The sequence below is a fragment of the Desulfopila sp. IMCC35008 genome (assembly GCF_010646885.2).
In the GTDB taxonomy this organism is placed as follows: Bacteria; Desulfobacterota; Desulfobulbia; order Desulfobulbales; family Desulfocapsaceae; genus Desulfopila.
This window is the reverse complement of record NZ_CP050700.1, coordinates 6,247,590-6,263,430: the sequence shown is the minus strand read 5'-3', so window position 1 is coordinate 6,263,430 and position 15,841 is coordinate 6,247,590. Positions and strand designations below refer to the sequence as shown.

Sequence of the window (15,841 nt, the reverse complement as noted above, 5' to 3'; positions counted from 1 at the left end):
CCTGGACTGTAGGAGCCAATATGTCTACAAAGCCAACCGATGAAGAATTGGAGCAGCGAGTTCGCGAGCTGGAGGCGAGCAAAACACTCCGAGAACAAAGCAGTCTTCACCGCCTTATAGAGAGCATACAGGCTGGGATAGTTGTTCACGGAAGCGATGGAGCTGTAACCAAAAGCAACACGACTGCACAAATCATGCTTGGCTTAACAGACGAGCAGATACTCGGAAAGCAGTTGACTGATCCCGCGTGGACATTTCTACGAAAGGACGGCAGTCATATGCCTGTTGATGAATATCCGGTATCACAGGTTCTTAAGACAAAAAGCCCAATTTACAATTTAATTATAGGAGTTAAACGTAACGACAAAGATGAACCTAGGTGGTTTTTTGACTCAGCTATCCCGGAGTTCGACGAAAACGGTCAAGTCAGTCAAGTAATTACTACCTTTATGGATATTAGCGTTCTGAAAAAAACTGAGAAAGTGCTGAAGGAGAGCGAAGAAAAATACCGAAACTTGTTCGAGAATATAATGCACGAGGTCCATCTCTGGAAACTTATTCGTGATGAGTATGGCTCAATCAAAACCTGGCAACTGATAGAAGCCAATCCCGCCGCCCTCAAAGCCTGGAATAGAAAACGATCTGAAGTACTTGGGAAAACCCCTGATGAGATTTTCTCATATGATACAACTGAAATCTTCATGCCAATAGTGGAAAAGATTTTTACGACAAATACTGCTCACACATGGGAAACATATTATCCAGCGACAGATCAGTACCTCTATATGACCAGTGTTCCTTTTGGCGAATACTTCATTAGCACAGGATTTGACATCACCGAGCGAAAAAATTCTGAAATGCTTCTTGAAAAGAAAAACACTGACTTAAAGCTGGCCCAACGCATTGCATCAATTGGCTTGTGGACCCTAGATCCAGAGGTCGGCGTGCCGGAATGGTCAGAGGAAATTTATCGAATATATGAAAGGGATCCAAATCTTGGTCCCTATACACTTGAAGAATATAAGAATATCTATCAAGGCAAATGGTGGAAAAAGTTTTCTTCTGCCATCCATGGTGCAATTACAGATGGTACCCCCTATGATATCGAGTTGAGTCTCGAATTTTCATCGGGGGAAAAAAAATGGATTCATACTATCTGCGAACCAGAATCCGAAATTGGACCTAAGGGCCATAAAGTTCGCGGAACCATACAGGATATTACAGAGAAAAAAGAAACAGAGGAAAAACTGCGACAGTCTCAAAAAATGGAATCCCTTGGTACACTTGCGGGAGGAATCGCTCATGAGTTTAACAATATGCTGGGCGTCATTATAGGAAACACGGAACTTGCATTAGATGATATCCCTGAATGGAACCCAGCAGCGCACTGTATTCAGGAAATCCGAACCGCATCTCTGCGCAGCAAAGACATTGTTCGAAAGCTCTTGAGCTTTGCTCGAAAAACCTTGGAAGCTAGAAAACCAATACAAATTCGTACAATTATCGATGAATCGCTGGGACTCCTAAGAAAAACAATACCCGCCAACATTGAAATCAAATCAAATCTTGCATGTACAACCGAAACGATATTGGGCGATCCAACGGAGATCAGTCAGGTGCTTATTAATCTTTGCACTAATTCCGCACATGCCATGGTTAACGGAAAAGGCGTCTTGAAAGTGACACTTGAAACCAAAACGCTCAACTCCCGATCTTCTGAGCGTTTTGAGAATATCAGCCCAGGAGATTATGTAAAGCTGACTGTTTCAGATAATGGAATCGGCATTTCAGCGGATATTATTGACCGCATATTTGAACCGTATTTTACCACCAAGGATGTTGATGAAGGACTTGGCATGGGGTTGGCGGTTGTCTATGGTATTATTAAAAAACATGAAGGTGAAATAAAGATCGAAAGCGAAGTCAGAAAAGGGACAACGGTTGAAGTGCTCTTTCCGCTGATTGATGAACAACCGATACTTAGTGGCATGGAAACTGAAACGTTAACGACAGGAACTGAACGAATTTTGCTAATAGATGATGAAGCGTCATTGGTGAAAATGATCACCAAAATGCTGACACGTTCCGGCTATGAAGTGGTTGGCAAAACAAGCAGTGCCGACGCCTTGAAGTTGTTTATAGAGAGTCCTGGACGATTCGATCTTGTGATCACCGACATGGCCATGCCGGAAATAACAGGAGAGGAATTGGCAAAACAAGTCATTCAAGTTCGTCCGGACATACCAATTATTCTCTGCACTGGCCACAGCGACCGTATGGATGAAAACAGAGCAACTGAATTGGGAATAAAGTCTTTTGCAATGAAACCGTTAGGGAAAGCAGATCTGATTAATACCGTTCGAAATGTTCTGGATGAAGCAAAATCTGGCAGTTAGGAATTATCTATTATCCTATTCATAATTTCCTCGAATTTATATCCATACCAATAAAATACATGAATCTATAACCTGCCATCAATGATGGCATATAATCTGAGATAAAAGATTTCACCTGCGAATATAAGACTGATGATAATAGCTTTATGTGAAGATGTTTCTTCCTGTGCAGGTAGGCCCCCAGCAGTCCATACGAATCACCTCATGGGGTATAATTGATCAAGGCACTAACGCCCTGAGCCCCAACGCAGGAGGTGTATTATGAAAGTCTCACAGGCAGTCGATTTCCATCTGCAGTATCACCGGGCCAACTCGAAAAAAAATACGGTCAAGACAAGTGAGTTTGTCCTCTCCAAATTTGCGACACGTTTCTGCGATCGAGAACTAGCCGGTATATCCCAGGAAGAGGTACTGGATTTCCTTTTGACCCTGACAAAGGACAACAAGCAGGCCACGAAGAGAAATCGCTACTCCGTCCTCTCGTCTTTTTACAACTTCAGTATCAACACAGGCCTGCCATCCCTCGCCAACCCCTGCAATACCACAGTCATCAAAAAGATCTTCAAGCGCCCACCACCCATTCAGTGGCAGATCGTTGACAAGGATACGGTTGACGAGATTATCTTTCGGACCACAAACAAGCGTAACCACCTCATGCTGGAACTTATGGCCAGGGGAGGCATTGAGGGTCGGGGAGGTCTTGAAACTCACACCAGACGATGTTCAGGAGTGCTCACTGGCAATTCAGAACCCCAAGAGTGGGAGAAAAACAGAGACGGTTTATGTTCCACGAAAAATCCTGGGAAGGTTAAGTAAGTATATCCATGCCACCGGCATCAACCAGAACGAACGGATCTTTCCCATTTCTTATGTCGAGGCCTGGTCAATGGTGAAGAAGGCAGGGCAGCTTGTTGGTGTAGAATTGAAACCTCACGATCTCAGGCGTCATGCTGCGACGTATGCTTCACGGTCAGGAACGCCTATAGAGATCGTCAGCAAGGTCATTCTGCGCCATGCTGACCTCACCACACCACGACCCAGAAGGTATCTCGGCAAAGTCAACGACACAGAGGCCATCAGGTGGATCGAAACACTGTATGGGTAGGTGATCGTATCAGGGCGGGGACGACTCCTCGCCCTTGAGAGCAACAGGAAAAACCTCAAGTTATGGCAAGTGACAAAATTCATTAGCTTCGATTTGGCAATATCAAGCGCATAGTTCAATTGCTGGAGGTACGGATTTAAAGCCCGGCTCATTTCTGACTTCCATAAGGCACCTTGTGGTGCTCTTTGGTACTGTTTACATACTATATTTAGAACCTTTAATAGTCTTCGTTCCCAAGCCACTATGGTTGAGAACTAGTTCAGGAGCCTTACATAGTAAACCAAAAGATAAGTTAGGCTTAATGGGAAAGAATAATTCTTATTGCTTCAAAGATAAAAAACAACTAAAGATTGGCTACATGGCGGAAAAAGATTAGTAGAGATTTTTTATAATAACTCACTGATCATCAAAGTTATTTAAAAGCAGAGCAACGAAAACGAAACGAAGTATTCAATGAAGATTTCAACGATCATCGTTGACGATGAGCAACCAGCCCTTGATGAACTGCGATTTTTATTATCGACGTATGAAGATATAAACATCATAGCAGAGGCGAATTCTGCCTCGAAAGCCTTAAAGTTAATAGCAGAGTTGCAACCGGATCTGGTTTTTCTTGATATTCAGATGCCTAATAGAAATGGATTTGAGGTGGTGGCAGAACTGGAGCAAGGAACACACTTACCCATGATTATTTTTGCAACAGCTTACGATCATTACGCTGTTGAAGCCTTTGAAAAGAATGCTATTGATTACATACTAAAACCTTTATCAAGTAAACGACTTGGTCTTACTATTGATAAAATAAAGAACTCGATCAGTAACAATTCCATTCAGGATAAACTCCACCTACTGCTCGCTCAGATGCAGGAGCCTGTGGCAAAGATTAATAAACTCTCTCTTGAGAAAGACGGTAAGATTCAACTCATTCCACTCGATGAGGTTGCTTACTGTCACTATGACGATGCGAAAATTTTCGTCAATTCGATGGATTCGTCAAATCCGCTTTATGGTGCGAATACCATGGATAAGTTGGAGGGACAACTCGCAGGAACCTCTTTTTTTAGAATCCATCGAGGAGTTATGGTGAACCTAGACTGGATTCAGGAATTCAGCCCCTGGTACAACGGTAAATATAATCTTATTCTACGGGATAGTGGCAAAACTGAGCTCACTGTGAGTCGTTTAAGGGTCAAAGAATTTAAACAGCGACTTGGTATTTAAGGGTAGAGATTATGATTCTTAGTAGTTCATTGATTGTCATGTTGCTCAAGCATGTCACAATTCTGATTGCCGGTGCATTTATAATCCTGGCTATTTCTCCAGTTCAGGAGTTTAGTTTTCGTCAGGATAAGTTGAAAAACCGTATTTTTCTTATCGCTTTTTTTGGCCTTTTTGGCGTTCTTGGTACCTATAGTGGCAATGAAATCTTCAATTCTATTGCCAATCTTCGTGCAATGGCGGTGGTGACTGCCGGGTTTTTTGGTGGGCCAATAGTTGGTTTAGGGGCGGGACTCATTGCGGGTGGCCATAGATTCTTGATTGACCCATGGGGATTCAGCGCGTTAGCCTGTTCGCTGGCAACCCTATTTGAAGGTTTAGCAGCAGGTTATGTCCACAATAAATATCCTAGAGTTCACCTTGATTGGCGGGTTGCGACCATTATCACAATCGTTGGAGAGATGATACATATGATGCTTGTGTTAATTCTCTCAAAACCCTTTCATGAGGCGCTTGCTCTGGTCAACATTATTGCAATGCCAATGATCATAGGTAACGCATTGGGAACTGCACTCTTTGTTCACCTGATTAAGATATTTAAAGATTTAAGGGAAAAAAGTCTCTCAACCCAGGCACAGAAAATATTTGATATTACAAAAGAAACCTTAGGGCATTTGCGTGAGGGGTTAAACCAGAAAACAGCGACTGCTACAGCTACAATTCTTAAGAACGAGCTTGGTGTTGCTGCTGTCTCAGTAACCGATAAAGAAACGGTATTGGCCCATGTTGGTTTAGGTGCCGATCATCATCTAGCTGGTGGACCGATAGCAACGTCTTCAACAAAAGCGGTTGTCTTTTCTGGTCAAGCCGCATTCTCAAAAAGTAAGGATCATATCGGCTGTAATCATCCGAACTGTCCATTTTATTCGGCAATAATTGTCCCGCTCAAGAAGGGCGATACTATCATCGGGACAATTAAGCTGTATGGCTCTAAAAACCTTGAACTGAACAGAATACAGTTTGCCATTGCAAAAGGACTTACAGATCTGTTTTCCATTCAATTGGAGCTTGAAGATATCCAGTTAAAAGACAGAATGCTTGCCCACGCAGAAATTAGACATTTGCAAGCACAGATAAACCCTCATTTTCTTTTTAACTCTTTAAATACAATTGCCTCATTTTGCAGGACTGCGCCCAGCAAAGCAAGGGAGCTGATTTTGGATCTTTCTTTTTATATGCGGAAAAATCTCGATTCCAGTAGAGGCTTTATTCTACTGGCAGAAGAGCTTGAACAGATACAGAGCTATCTCGCAATTGAGAAGGCTCGTTTTGGCAGCAGAATAAACATATCTATCGATATTGACCCAGCTTGTGAAAAGTGGCTTATTCCATCACTGATTATTCAACCTCTGATCGAAAATGCCATCAAACACGGTATTAAGGACAAAGAAGATGGTGGTAATATCAGTCTATCCGTGAGGCAGCAAGAAGCTTGTATAGCTGTTATGGTCAAAGATGATGGTCTTGGGATGAGTCCAGAGAAGCTTGATACGATTCTTGTTCCCTGCTCTGTTAAATCACACACAAATGGACTTGGAGGTGTTGGCTTGCAGAACTCCAACCAGAGACTGGAGCAGATCTATGGTCCCCAGTATAGGATGCAGATTAATAGTATCCCAGCTGAAGGAACCGAGATCTGTTTTAACATCCCTCATTCAAGCCATTAACCCTGTTTTAAGAAAGGTCATTAACAACGAAAATTCTGCAGCTGAGCGAAATTATCCTTGTTAACTGTTTTCTTAGTGCATTTCATTCCACCCTCAGTACCGTTCAACTTGTAAAATCGACATCTCGGTTTCCCCTGTTGCAAAGCTGTTTTTGAAACGGCATATTTTCGCCTAATCACATTCACATAGCCGTTTCAAAAGAGAGGGAGCGGTTAACTGAAAATTTAACTTTAGGAGAAGATCGATGCTATTTTTCTTTGCCTGTGTTGCAATGCTCATTGCCGGATATTTTGTCTACGGTTCTGTCGTGGAAAAAATATTTGGTATCAATGAAGCACGCACAACCCCATGTATGACCAAAGCCGACGGTGTTGACTATATTGCAATGCCAACCTGGAAGGTCTTTTTTATTCAGCTTCTTAATATTGCTGGTTTAGGGCCAATTATTGGGCCTATTCTCGGTGCACTCTATGGCCCCGCTGCTCTAATATGGGTTGTTGTTGGTTGCATTTTAGGTGGTGCTGTACACGATTATTTCAGTGGTATGCTTTCTATTCGCAGTGGTGGAAAATCTGTTCCTGAACTGGTCGGAGATATGATGGGTATGCCTGCGCGCCAGGTTATGCGTCTTTTCTCTATACTTCTTCTTATGCTCGTGGGTGTAGTATTTATTGTTGGTCCAGCAAAGCTCTTAGGCAAACTGACCGGGCTTGATGTTCAACTTCTGCTTGGCTGTATTTTCCTCTACTACTTTGTTGCAACCATCTTACCTATTGATAAATTGATTGGTCGTCTCTACCCATTTTTTGGCGCACTTCTTGTCTTTATGACTGTTGGTGTGCTTGGTGGTATGATCTTTCAAGGTTATGAGATTCTTCCAAACCTTGATTTTGCAACCAATACAGAACCAAATGGCAAGCCAATTTGGCCACTTCTTTTCATCACCATTTCCTGTGGTGCTATCAGTGGTTTTCATGCAACACAGTCTCCTCTTATGGCTCGTTGTATTAACAATGAAAAGAATGGGCGCCCAGTATTTTTTGGTTCCATGATTATGGAAGGTATTATCGCTCTTATCTGGGTTACTGTAGGTCTTTCCTTTCATGGCAATGTAGGAGAATACTCAGAGGTTCTCAGTAACGGTGGCTGGTCTGCATTTGTTAATTTAGTCTGTAATACTCTTCTTGGGCCTGTTGGTGGTATTATTGCTATCCTTGGTGTTATCATTTTACCTATCACCAGTGGTGACACTGCTTTCAGATCTACTCGACTTATTATTGCTGAGATCTTTAAGGTTGAGCAGAAAGAGGCGATGAAAAGACTTATTATTGCGGTACCACTTTTCATTTTCGCATACTGCATTACCATGGTCGACTTCATGACCATCTTCCGCTATTTCGGTTGGTCCAACCAGGTGCTTTCCATGCTTATGCTCTGGACTGGTGCTATTTACCTTGCCAAGAAAAACAAGTTCCACTGGATCTGTTCTCTGCCAGCAACATTTATGACTGCGGTTGATGTAACCTTCATCCTTCAATCGAATCTCGGATTTGGTATAACCGGCCCGGTTACTACAATTATTGGGGTCGGGGCAGCCATTGCAGCTTTAGGTGCTTTCGTTGTGCTAGTAAAGCCTATCGAAGGTACAGTTTGGCAAGCATGTAACTAACTCGATTACAAGGTGCTTTTGATTCAGTTTCAAGACTGAGTTGATAGAAGCTGTGTGAAGGGTGTTTGATGAGTGATTTTCAAACACCCTTTTTTCATATTTAAAAACTTTTCTGAATCGCTTGTTCAAGATCTTTATGAAGTTCTTTGACTGAGTCGTACATCACTTTTGTACCAGCAGAAAAATGTAGCAGGATGTCATTTAACTGATCTGGAATATAGTGGAAATTTTTTTTTCAGATTGAAGATTCTGTTGTGATCCAGAATGGATAGATCATCCGTTGACATGGTATCCAGAACCTTTTGCCCCATTGCTGTCAATCAGCATCCAATTTGGACTCTTGTCAGCGTTGAATATTGCCCCTCTGCAGGCATAGAGCTGTGAACGCTTTTGCTTTTATTAAATTCATTATATTGACAGGTTGAGAGCTTTTAAAGAGAAAGGTATTGATCCTTGATGGGGCAACGTTGGAAGCTGTTGGTGGGTCAAATTTGAATGCTGATTGACACCCACGTAGTACTCCGTCCAGTACTGTTCGTCCTTGATCACATTGTCGCCGGAAACGGCAAGGTCAAAATAAACTGTATCCAGATACGGCCAGCCTTCAGAAAAATCACTGATTGAATACTACTGTTTGGTTGTAGATACCCCGGCAGCGGCTCAAACAGGATAAATGCGCCTTGAGTAGGGAAAAAAAAGCCAATTCTTACTGGAAATGACGTGATATCCGCTTTGCAAAAGTGAGTCTGAGTCAATTATCGGAAAACCAAAATCCCATACGATCCCCATAGTCTCCAACCTTCCAGCTCGAATCCGCTCCGCACTTCAGTTCTTCAGAATTATCAATAATTGCAATATTCTTCGATGTAGATTGAGACTCAATGGGATGCAACTATTGATAACCCTATTCTATTTCTATTTTAAATTGCGGTTTTGCTTAAATGGATGTCGTTGGCAATGGACATCTTTTATTTATTTTTAACCCAAAAGCAATGAACCACAGGGCGCAGTCTAGAGTCAGGGCAGCTGTCCGACTACCACTCCATTAACGATGGCAAATAATCGTCCTGGGTGCTTGCTTCTTAGCAACGACAAAGATCTACATTTACGCTACATAACACAGACAATGTTAATTTTGTGATATGAGAACAATATGCAGCTGATCATCATTTTTAGAATGGTTACTCTATTCTAAAGACAATGCACTCGTATAATTTGATTATCTGAAACAGGCCTTTTTGCAAAAGAAACGATAATTTTTTAGTCCTGTATCTCGTCACTTCGTCCGCGGCTAATGTTGACAAGTTGATTTAACTAGTATCAGTGTTATTGTTATAAGGATGGTCAAATCTGTGAAAGACTTTTTCGATATCACTGATATTTTAATATATTTCTCCATTCACTTTCTGATTCATTTCTACTTATCAGTTTATTATGCCTTTCAGCTATCACTCCTAAGCAAATCGGCATAAAATAAAGCGAACTTTCTTTAGTCATATTTCCCTAAACTGCATCGTGCAGAGTAGTTCCATATCCTTTAAGGTACTGGCCCGACGAAAATTTAGGGAGGAAAAAAATTTTAGCTAGAGCTACTTCTGTCGCAACCTCGTCGCATGAACCACGCAAAAAATGTTCTACTACCAACCGCAAGTGTTGGTGTTTGCATAATTTCCATGACAGAGGAGCACCAAAACACCTTGCCACAGTTGTAGAGATTACTTTGTGTATATCAGAGTGGAACTAAAGAAAGTTTGAAACAACAAATTTACAATCAAGTTAGAAGATACTGTGGCGACATTTAAAGAAGATTAAACCTAATCAAATAATTAACCAGAGGATTGATATGAACATACATCTAAGTTTGACACCGGTACTATCAATAGCTGCCGGTATTCTCATATTGGTGGTACCACGTCTGTTAAACTACATCGTTGCCATATACCTGATTGCTGTCGGTCTGGTCGGATTATTTGGTACAGGTGGATTCTAGTACTTTACCTTAAACAAGAGGCTAGAGGCTAGAGGCTAGAGGCTAGAGGCTAGAGGCTAGAATATTATATAAATTCTTCAACTACATTTCGAGAGGTCATTATGTCCATTTTAAAGAAGATTTTAATTGCTGTGCTTTTTGGTTGTCTGTCCCTTACAGTTGTCTCATGTGACCAGAAAGGTCCGGCAGAAAAAGTCGGAGAAAAGATTGATAAAGGAATTGAGAACACAGGTGATGCCATAGAGGAAGCTGGTGAAGCGGTAGAGGAGGCAGCTGAGGAAGTCAGCAAAAAGATAAATGACGCAAAGCAATGATAAGCAGGAACAAAAACGAGGATAAATTTAAGTATAATTCGTTATTTCACAAAAGTTTCAGAGCATAGATAGCTCTAACCTGTATTAGTGACTTTTTACTGACAGAATCACTCGTGATATAAAAACGAGTTTCCACTATGTAATGGGCAATACTGTCCAAAAAACATTTCAGTTCAGAGTGCTAATTTGAATACCAAGAACTCTTAATCAATGGAGAGTATTATGAGCAATAGAAATGCATACATAAAAAAAATGCAGGCGAAACTTGATGAATGGAATGCAGATATCGCTAGACTCGAAGCCAAAGCAGATGGTGCTGAGGCTGATATGAAAATTAAGTACAATGAGAAGATTGATGTTTTGAAAGAGCAGCGAGAAGAGGCTAGCGCTAAACTAATGGAGGTTCAGAATGCAAGCGAAGAAGCCTGGGAAGATATTAAAAATGGTCTGGAGAATGCTTACGACTCGCTTGGCAATGCGGTGAAATCAGCTTTATCCAAATTCAAGTAAATACTCTTGTCACCACTCATCCTGTAGCAGGAATTTTGTAATAGCACTTCAGCCACCCATTAACTTCCATAATGTTTCTAGCTATCATTATGGCTCCAAGTGAGGCAGATAGGCAAAAAAGCAAAAGCCGAGAATCGTAAATACTCGGCAGACAGTCTAACGAGGAACGCTATATTCATGTGGAGTTCGACATCCTGCTCAGATGTTAAGAACAAGAATGATTGTGAATGCAATTCAGGATATAAACAGCATCTAGTTGATTTCATCTACGATATCATAATAGGAGATTGCAATGAACAAGGAGTTTAATGTAGAGATTTTATCTTTTTTAAGAATTTCTGAAATTGAAAATGCTTGGATAGCAGATGATTACAAAGCACTTTTATCGATGATGGATATACATGAAGATGAACTCGGCGGAATGAGTGAATCTGAGTTGAAAGAGATGTGTTTGATGTCACTTAATGATTTTGAACATCATGAGTCAGCTAAATTCCTTTTAACACATATTTTCAAAGATGAGATTACTGAAGGCAAGATAGATCAACTGAGCCATCAAATGATTGAGAATAAACTTTGGGAAGAACATGCCGATTCTGCATATCACTTCAGTCTTTTTAATGCTTATGGGCTGTTAAGAAAAGCGTATAATGGCATATTTAAAGAGCCAACAGGAGTGAAATTTACTGTAAAAATAACAGCAAATAAAATTGACTTATTTGAGATTTTTGATTCATCGCTCCATGCTGTAATAGTGAGGTTACTTGCCAATGGTTTGAATGAGGACGCAATTTTAAATCGTCTTTATGAAGAGCAACTTAAAGGAGATAGTTTCCCAGATGCAGAAAATATTCTTTGGATACTAAAGGAGCTCTCCATAACAGAAGAAGAGCGTCAGTATGAAATAACAAGTTCAGATCTTTGGTTTGGAGAATTAGAAGAACGGGTGAGATTTGGCGCAAAATCTCATGCCGATGTTGCGGAGGAAGGAAATGAAGATTGAAACTAATATTATTATGATAATACTGACGTGATATGAACTCCAACCAACTACTTAAGTTAGTTCGACTCCTCGCGCCACAGATTCAAGATTTTCTTGGAGGGAGAGATGTCGCTTATTTCAAGGACAGAATCAAAGACCCTTCAGACCTGAGTATACCGAGAAATGGTGGTGTGATAGATAAAGGAAGTGATGTCTTTTTATGTTTTAAGAACCGTGGTGACGATTTTGTTATTTTACAGTTTTCACGCCCGACTCTTCAGATCTCACCTATCGAGATACGCTTCTTAATGCAATTGTGTGAGGGGGTAACAGTACTGGTACGTGGATTCGATGACGCCAAACACGGTATCCACCATAGAACAGTTATTATGAATAGCGCCTTTGATATTGCTGTCTCAAGGTTTCTTCGAGGTGACACAAAACGTTTTGACTTTGATAATGTTCAGCATGTTATTGAAATTGCCAAAAAACTTACATACCAAAGGTACGAAGGTGCTCCATGTACCAGTGCTTTCATTTATGTTAACAAACCAACCGACGGATTTTTAGAGGAAATAGAAACTTTGGGTTTCCATTTTGCTAGCACGCCCAATATACAGGTTACCTCAACTTTCTATGGTGCGCCTATTTCCTATCGTTATGTTGACGGGATTCAATCAGCGTTTCTTTTACAACCTCCAGCTACGTGTGTTGGTATTGTACAATTAGGTTCAACAAAGCATATATCATCATATCAAGGTACCCATGATCAATTTGTTCCTGTGTTAGAGGGGACAAGTTTAGGTTCATTTGCAGTATTCATAACCCCCAACTCAGAGGTTGATGTATTGTTTGCGCCAGGCTGCATTCTGCGTTGGCAACGAGGACGTTGGACGCTTATTGAACTACCACGTATTGCATCTCTGATTGCCGAACATCTAAGTTCACCTGACTCAGCGGAACTACTTTGCAAAATTGTTGTAGGTATTTCTGCAACCAGGCATGGTGGCTTGATTATTCTCTCGGATCATACTTTGAAAGAGATAGGTGTCATAAGAGGTATTGATGACACTGACATCGGGAAATTACTTCGGAAGCGTCTGCTTAATCTGCCTGTTGCAGACGCTTATCGCAGTGGTGTTTTCACTGCTGCAGTTACGTCAGATGGTATGACTGTCATTGATTCATCTGGGGTAGTGAGAGATTCTGGCGCATTGATAGATCTAGGATTTGCCACAGCTGCAGGTGGCGGTGGGAGAACCGCTGCTGCGCAAAGCGCTTCACTCTATGGATTGGTTATCAAAATATCTGAGGATGGTCCCATAGAATTTTGGCGCAGAGGGGAAAAGCTAATGCAGGTCGGTTAATTTATTATGCCAGAACAAAATAAGTAAAGCCGCAGAAATCTCCGAACAATATGGAAGATGCGAGCCAGGTTTTTGTGGGGGCATTTGTTGTGGATAGTTTTGACAAAGAATGAACAAAAACCATTTATCGGGTAGCTAAGCTATTTTTCTTCCCAGTGCTCCACAGCATCTCGTATGCGGTTTCCTATGTGGCGTTTCAGTAATATTGTCGAGCCTACTCTTTATTGAAGGTCTTAATGTCTCGTTAATTCCGGGGCATTAGATGCCTGCTATAGTTTGTAGGGACTCACGTTATCGCAATGGTTGAGACTAATATTGGTAATAATTACCATTTAAGCAAATCTGAAAATTAATCTTATTCCTGATATGTCTGACAGTGTCAAGTAGGACAAACCACCCCATTTCCTGTTTTGCCGCAGGCTATTAACGTTTCATGACATTAACAGAGGCGGAGCCTTTTTAAACGACGGTTGAGCGCCTGATAATCGCGGGTTGGCTACCGCCAGACAAAGCTTCGTCGTGGAGCTGCCTCTCTCTGTATTCTGAAGTTTTCAAGGTGCATTCACCAGGAAGAACGAGGATTCTCCATACCGAGACTGCGCCTCTGCCAACATCATGAAAACGATATATTGATTGTTTTACATACCTCCTTCTTTGTTTGATTTTTTACGCAACAGCAGGGATGCGACGGGCAATATCCCACATAAAGCCTACAAGTTCCCGCGCAATAGCGACAACAACTACCTGGGTTACTTTTCCTCTTGCTCTTAGCCTTCTAAATCGGGTGCACAATCGTAGTTGAGCCTTCCAGGCTATCTGTAGAATATCTCTTGGAAGGCCTTCATGACGTTTGAGTAATAATTGTGTGACTCTAGCCTGATAACGGTATGCCCAAGCACTTTCGACGCATATTCTCCGGGCATGAGAATTACCTGTCTTGGTAATGCCGCCTCTTCTTATCCGATCACCACTGGAGTGTTCCGAAGGAACAAGGCCGAGGTACGCCATCAACTCCTTTGGGTTTTGGAAACGGTTAAAATCTCCTATTTCTGCCACAATATTTACTGCAGTAAGCAGAGATACTCCACGTAAAGCCTGAAGGGCTTTTACAGTAGGCCCCCATCTCCATTCATTAGCTGCTTTTAATATCTCTTCGTCAAGCCTGGTGATTCTCTCGGTACATTCCTTGACAGCATCGATGTACTCTTGAAAAGCAATCTGCTGGGCAGGATGTTTCATTTTAAGTTGTGCCAACCATATAAAGTGGGATTTGATCCATTTCGTTTTCCCAGGATAAATAAATTCATGGCGCAACAGAAAACTATGCAAGCGCTGTTTCGCTTTTCGCTCAGCATTTTTGGCATCATTTCGTGCCCTGGTTAAATCTCGTATTGCTTCATCTTCTGTATCAGGCACATAAATGGAAGTGAGTTCTCCTGCTCTGAGTAGGCGGGCAAGAGAGATCGCATCACGGTTATCATTTTTAATCCGAACCCCAACCTTCTTTGGAATCATGGACGGGGCTGCTACTATACATTTAAAACCATTGCCAGTGAGATGGCGATAGAGCCCAAAACCACAAGGTCCCGCTTCATAAACAAAATGCAGCTCTGCACCTGTAGAGACAAGCTTTCTAATTACCTTGTCAATCGCCTCTCTTGTATTACTGATTGTACCATAAAGCCTAACTTCTCCATCAGAACCATCATTTGCGAGAGCGATGGCTATTGTTCTTTGATGTACATCCATTCCAACAAATTTAGTCCGGTGATTATTCCTCATGGCTCCCCTCCTTGTTATAGGATTCTTGTAACGTGCTGTTACAATCTATCTTAACAGGAGTTGGGATGATTCGTGCCCTGTCAGACATTATGTCTGTATTCCTCCAGAATCCTCTTACAACCAGCAAGCTCTTTTTACCGGACAGGCGCACCGCCACCTTCACAGGAGTTATATTAACCTCATGCGTTTTATACAGAGATAGAGCTTATCAAAGGCGATCTTCCAATTGTTGTCACTCTTTTCGGGTAGGATATAGTGGAAAAATGTGGACTTTTATAAATTGCGGTATATGTCGCCAGGAAAAAGAGGAAACGCAATTTGTTTAAGCAATTAAGTATCATTTTTGATGAGTATTGAAGCTGCCTGGAAAAACCGATTTGCAAATATAAAAAATAATGAGTTGGTGGTTTTTTTACGATGGTAAAAGATGTTGATGATGCTTGATTTTTTTCACACTGGTTCTAAAAAAAAACGAGACAGGAAAAATTTAAGTCCCGTCTCGTTTTTGATCTTCCAATGTTATAATCACTAAATATTCCTTTCATTCAAAACGACTTTTAACTACTTTTTAAAGTATCCTCCTTCTACCTTAATTGTTTTCATGGTTAACAAACTTTAGCTGCAACATCTGTATTTCTGACTGCGAACTGCAACTTCCGAACTTCTTACTGCGAACTTCAACATCTATACTTCTTATCGCGGACTACAACATCTATACTTCTTATCGCGGACTACAACTTCTGTACATCTTACTGCGAACTACACTTTCTGTACTTCTTAC

Annotated in this window: 12 protein-coding genes; 10 read left to right on the top strand and 2 right to left on the bottom strand. The window is 41.3% G+C overall.

The features are described 5' to 3' along the window. The first annotated feature begins 20 nt into the window (after positions 1-20). Positions 21-2,396 carry an ATP-binding protein gene (locus tag GA520_RS26755; RefSeq protein WP_163340967.1) on the top strand — a complete coding sequence of 792 codons (2,376 nt, stop codon included), beginning with the start codon at positions 21-23 and terminating at the stop codon, positions 2,394-2,396. Between the two features lie 384 nt (positions 2,397-2,780). Here the strand turns inward: GA520_RS26755 and GA520_RS26750 are convergent, their stop codons facing one another. After that, positions 2,781-3,107 carry a hypothetical protein gene (locus GA520_RS26750; protein WP_304511277.1) on the bottom strand — a complete coding sequence of 109 codons (327 nt, stop codon included), beginning with the start codon at positions 3,105-3,107 and terminating at the stop codon, positions 2,781-2,783. Between GA520_RS26750 and GA520_RS26745 the strand changes: the two genes are divergently transcribed. The 9 genes from GA520_RS26745 (at position 3,097) to GA520_RS26705 (ending at position 13,278) form a co-directional block, all read left to right on the top strand. After that, entirely contained in the window at positions 3,097-3,501 is a 405-nt protein-coding gene (locus tag GA520_RS26745; protein ID WP_240910277.1) for a site-specific integrase, read from the top strand. The genes GA520_RS26750 and GA520_RS26745 overlap by 11 nt on opposite strands. Before the next feature lie 453 nt (positions 3,502-3,954). Next, entirely contained in the window at positions 3,955-4,722 is a 768-nt protein-coding gene (locus GA520_RS26740; RefSeq protein ID WP_163340965.1) for a LytTR family DNA-binding domain-containing protein, read from the top strand. A gap of 11 nt (positions 4,723-4,733) precedes the next feature. Beyond that, positions 4,734-6,446 carry a LytS/YhcK type 5TM receptor domain-containing protein gene (locus GA520_RS26735; protein ID WP_205749420.1) on the top strand — a complete coding sequence of 571 codons (1,713 nt, stop codon included), beginning with the start codon at positions 4,734-4,736 and terminating at the stop codon, positions 6,444-6,446. 244 nt (positions 6,447-6,690) lie between these two features. Next, positions 6,691-8,115, top strand: a complete 1,425-nt coding sequence (locus GA520_RS26730) for a carbon starvation protein A (RefSeq protein WP_163340963.1) — start codon at positions 6,691-6,693, stop codon at positions 8,113-8,115. Positions 8,116-9,958: 1,843 nt separating this feature from the next. Beyond that, positions 9,959-10,105, top strand: coding sequence for a DUF3096 domain-containing protein (locus GA520_RS26725; RefSeq protein WP_163340961.1), 147 nt, complete (start codon positions 9,959-9,961; stop codon positions 10,103-10,105). Positions 10,106-10,206: 101 nt separating this feature from the next. Next, complete coding sequence (locus tag GA520_RS26720; protein WP_163340959.1) at positions 10,207-10,419, top strand: hypothetical protein; 213 nt, start codon at positions 10,207-10,209, stop codon at positions 10,417-10,419. A gap of 222 nt (positions 10,420-10,641) precedes the next feature. After that, positions 10,642-10,929, top strand: coding sequence for a hypothetical protein (locus GA520_RS26715; RefSeq protein WP_163340957.1), 288 nt, complete (start codon positions 10,642-10,644; stop codon positions 10,927-10,929). A gap of 292 nt (positions 10,930-11,221) precedes the next feature. Further along, positions 11,222-11,932 carry a hypothetical protein gene (locus GA520_RS26710; protein ID WP_163340955.1) on the top strand — a complete coding sequence of 237 codons (711 nt, stop codon included), beginning with the start codon at positions 11,222-11,224 and terminating at the stop codon, positions 11,930-11,932. Positions 11,933-11,964: 32 nt separating this feature from the next. Next, a complete protein-coding gene (locus GA520_RS26705) occupies positions 11,965-13,278 on the top strand; it encodes a hypothetical protein (protein WP_163340953.1) in 1,314 nt (437 codons plus the stop codon). A gap of 666 nt (positions 13,279-13,944) precedes the next feature. Here GA520_RS26705 and GA520_RS26700 read toward each other — a convergent pair. After that, positions 13,945-15,060: an IS110 family transposase gene (locus tag GA520_RS26700; RefSeq protein ID WP_163341231.1), complete on the bottom strand. Its 1,116-nt coding sequence runs from the start codon at positions 15,058-15,060 to the stop codon at positions 13,945-13,947. Between the last annotated feature and the right edge of the window lie 781 nt (positions 15,061-15,841).

Excerpts from the sequence above, each read along its gene's own strand:
- GA520_RS26725 (WP_163340961.1), top strand. The coding sequence starts at position 9,959 with ATGAACATACATCTAAGTTTGACACCGGTACTATCAATAGCTGCCGGT.
- GA520_RS26755 (WP_163340967.1), top strand. The coding sequence starts at position 21 with ATGTCTACAAAGCCAACCGATGAAGAATTGGAGCAGCGAGTTCGCGAG.
- GA520_RS26710 (WP_163340955.1), top strand. The coding sequence starts at position 11,222 with ATGAACAAGGAGTTTAATGTAGAGATTTTATCTTTTTTAAGAATTTCT.
- GA520_RS26700 (WP_163341231.1), bottom strand. The coding sequence starts at position 15,060 with ATGAGGAATAATCACCGGACTAAATTTGTTGGAATGGATGTACATCAA.
- GA520_RS26705 (WP_163340953.1), top strand. The coding sequence starts at position 11,965 with ATGAACTCCAACCAACTACTTAAGTTAGTTCGACTCCTCGCGCCACAG.
- GA520_RS26730 (WP_163340963.1), top strand. The coding sequence starts at position 6,691 with ATGCTATTTTTCTTTGCCTGTGTTGCAATGCTCATTGCCGGATATTTT.
- GA520_RS26720 (WP_163340959.1), top strand. The coding sequence starts at position 10,207 with ATGTCCATTTTAAAGAAGATTTTAATTGCTGTGCTTTTTGGTTGTCTG.
- GA520_RS26715 (WP_163340957.1), top strand. The coding sequence starts at position 10,642 with ATGAGCAATAGAAATGCATACATAAAAAAAATGCAGGCGAAACTTGAT.
- GA520_RS26735 (WP_205749420.1), top strand. The coding sequence starts at position 4,734 with ATGATTCTTAGTAGTTCATTGATTGTCATGTTGCTCAAGCATGTCACA.
- GA520_RS26740 (WP_163340965.1), top strand. The coding sequence starts at position 3,955 with ATGAAGATTTCAACGATCATCGTTGACGATGAGCAACCAGCCCTTGAT.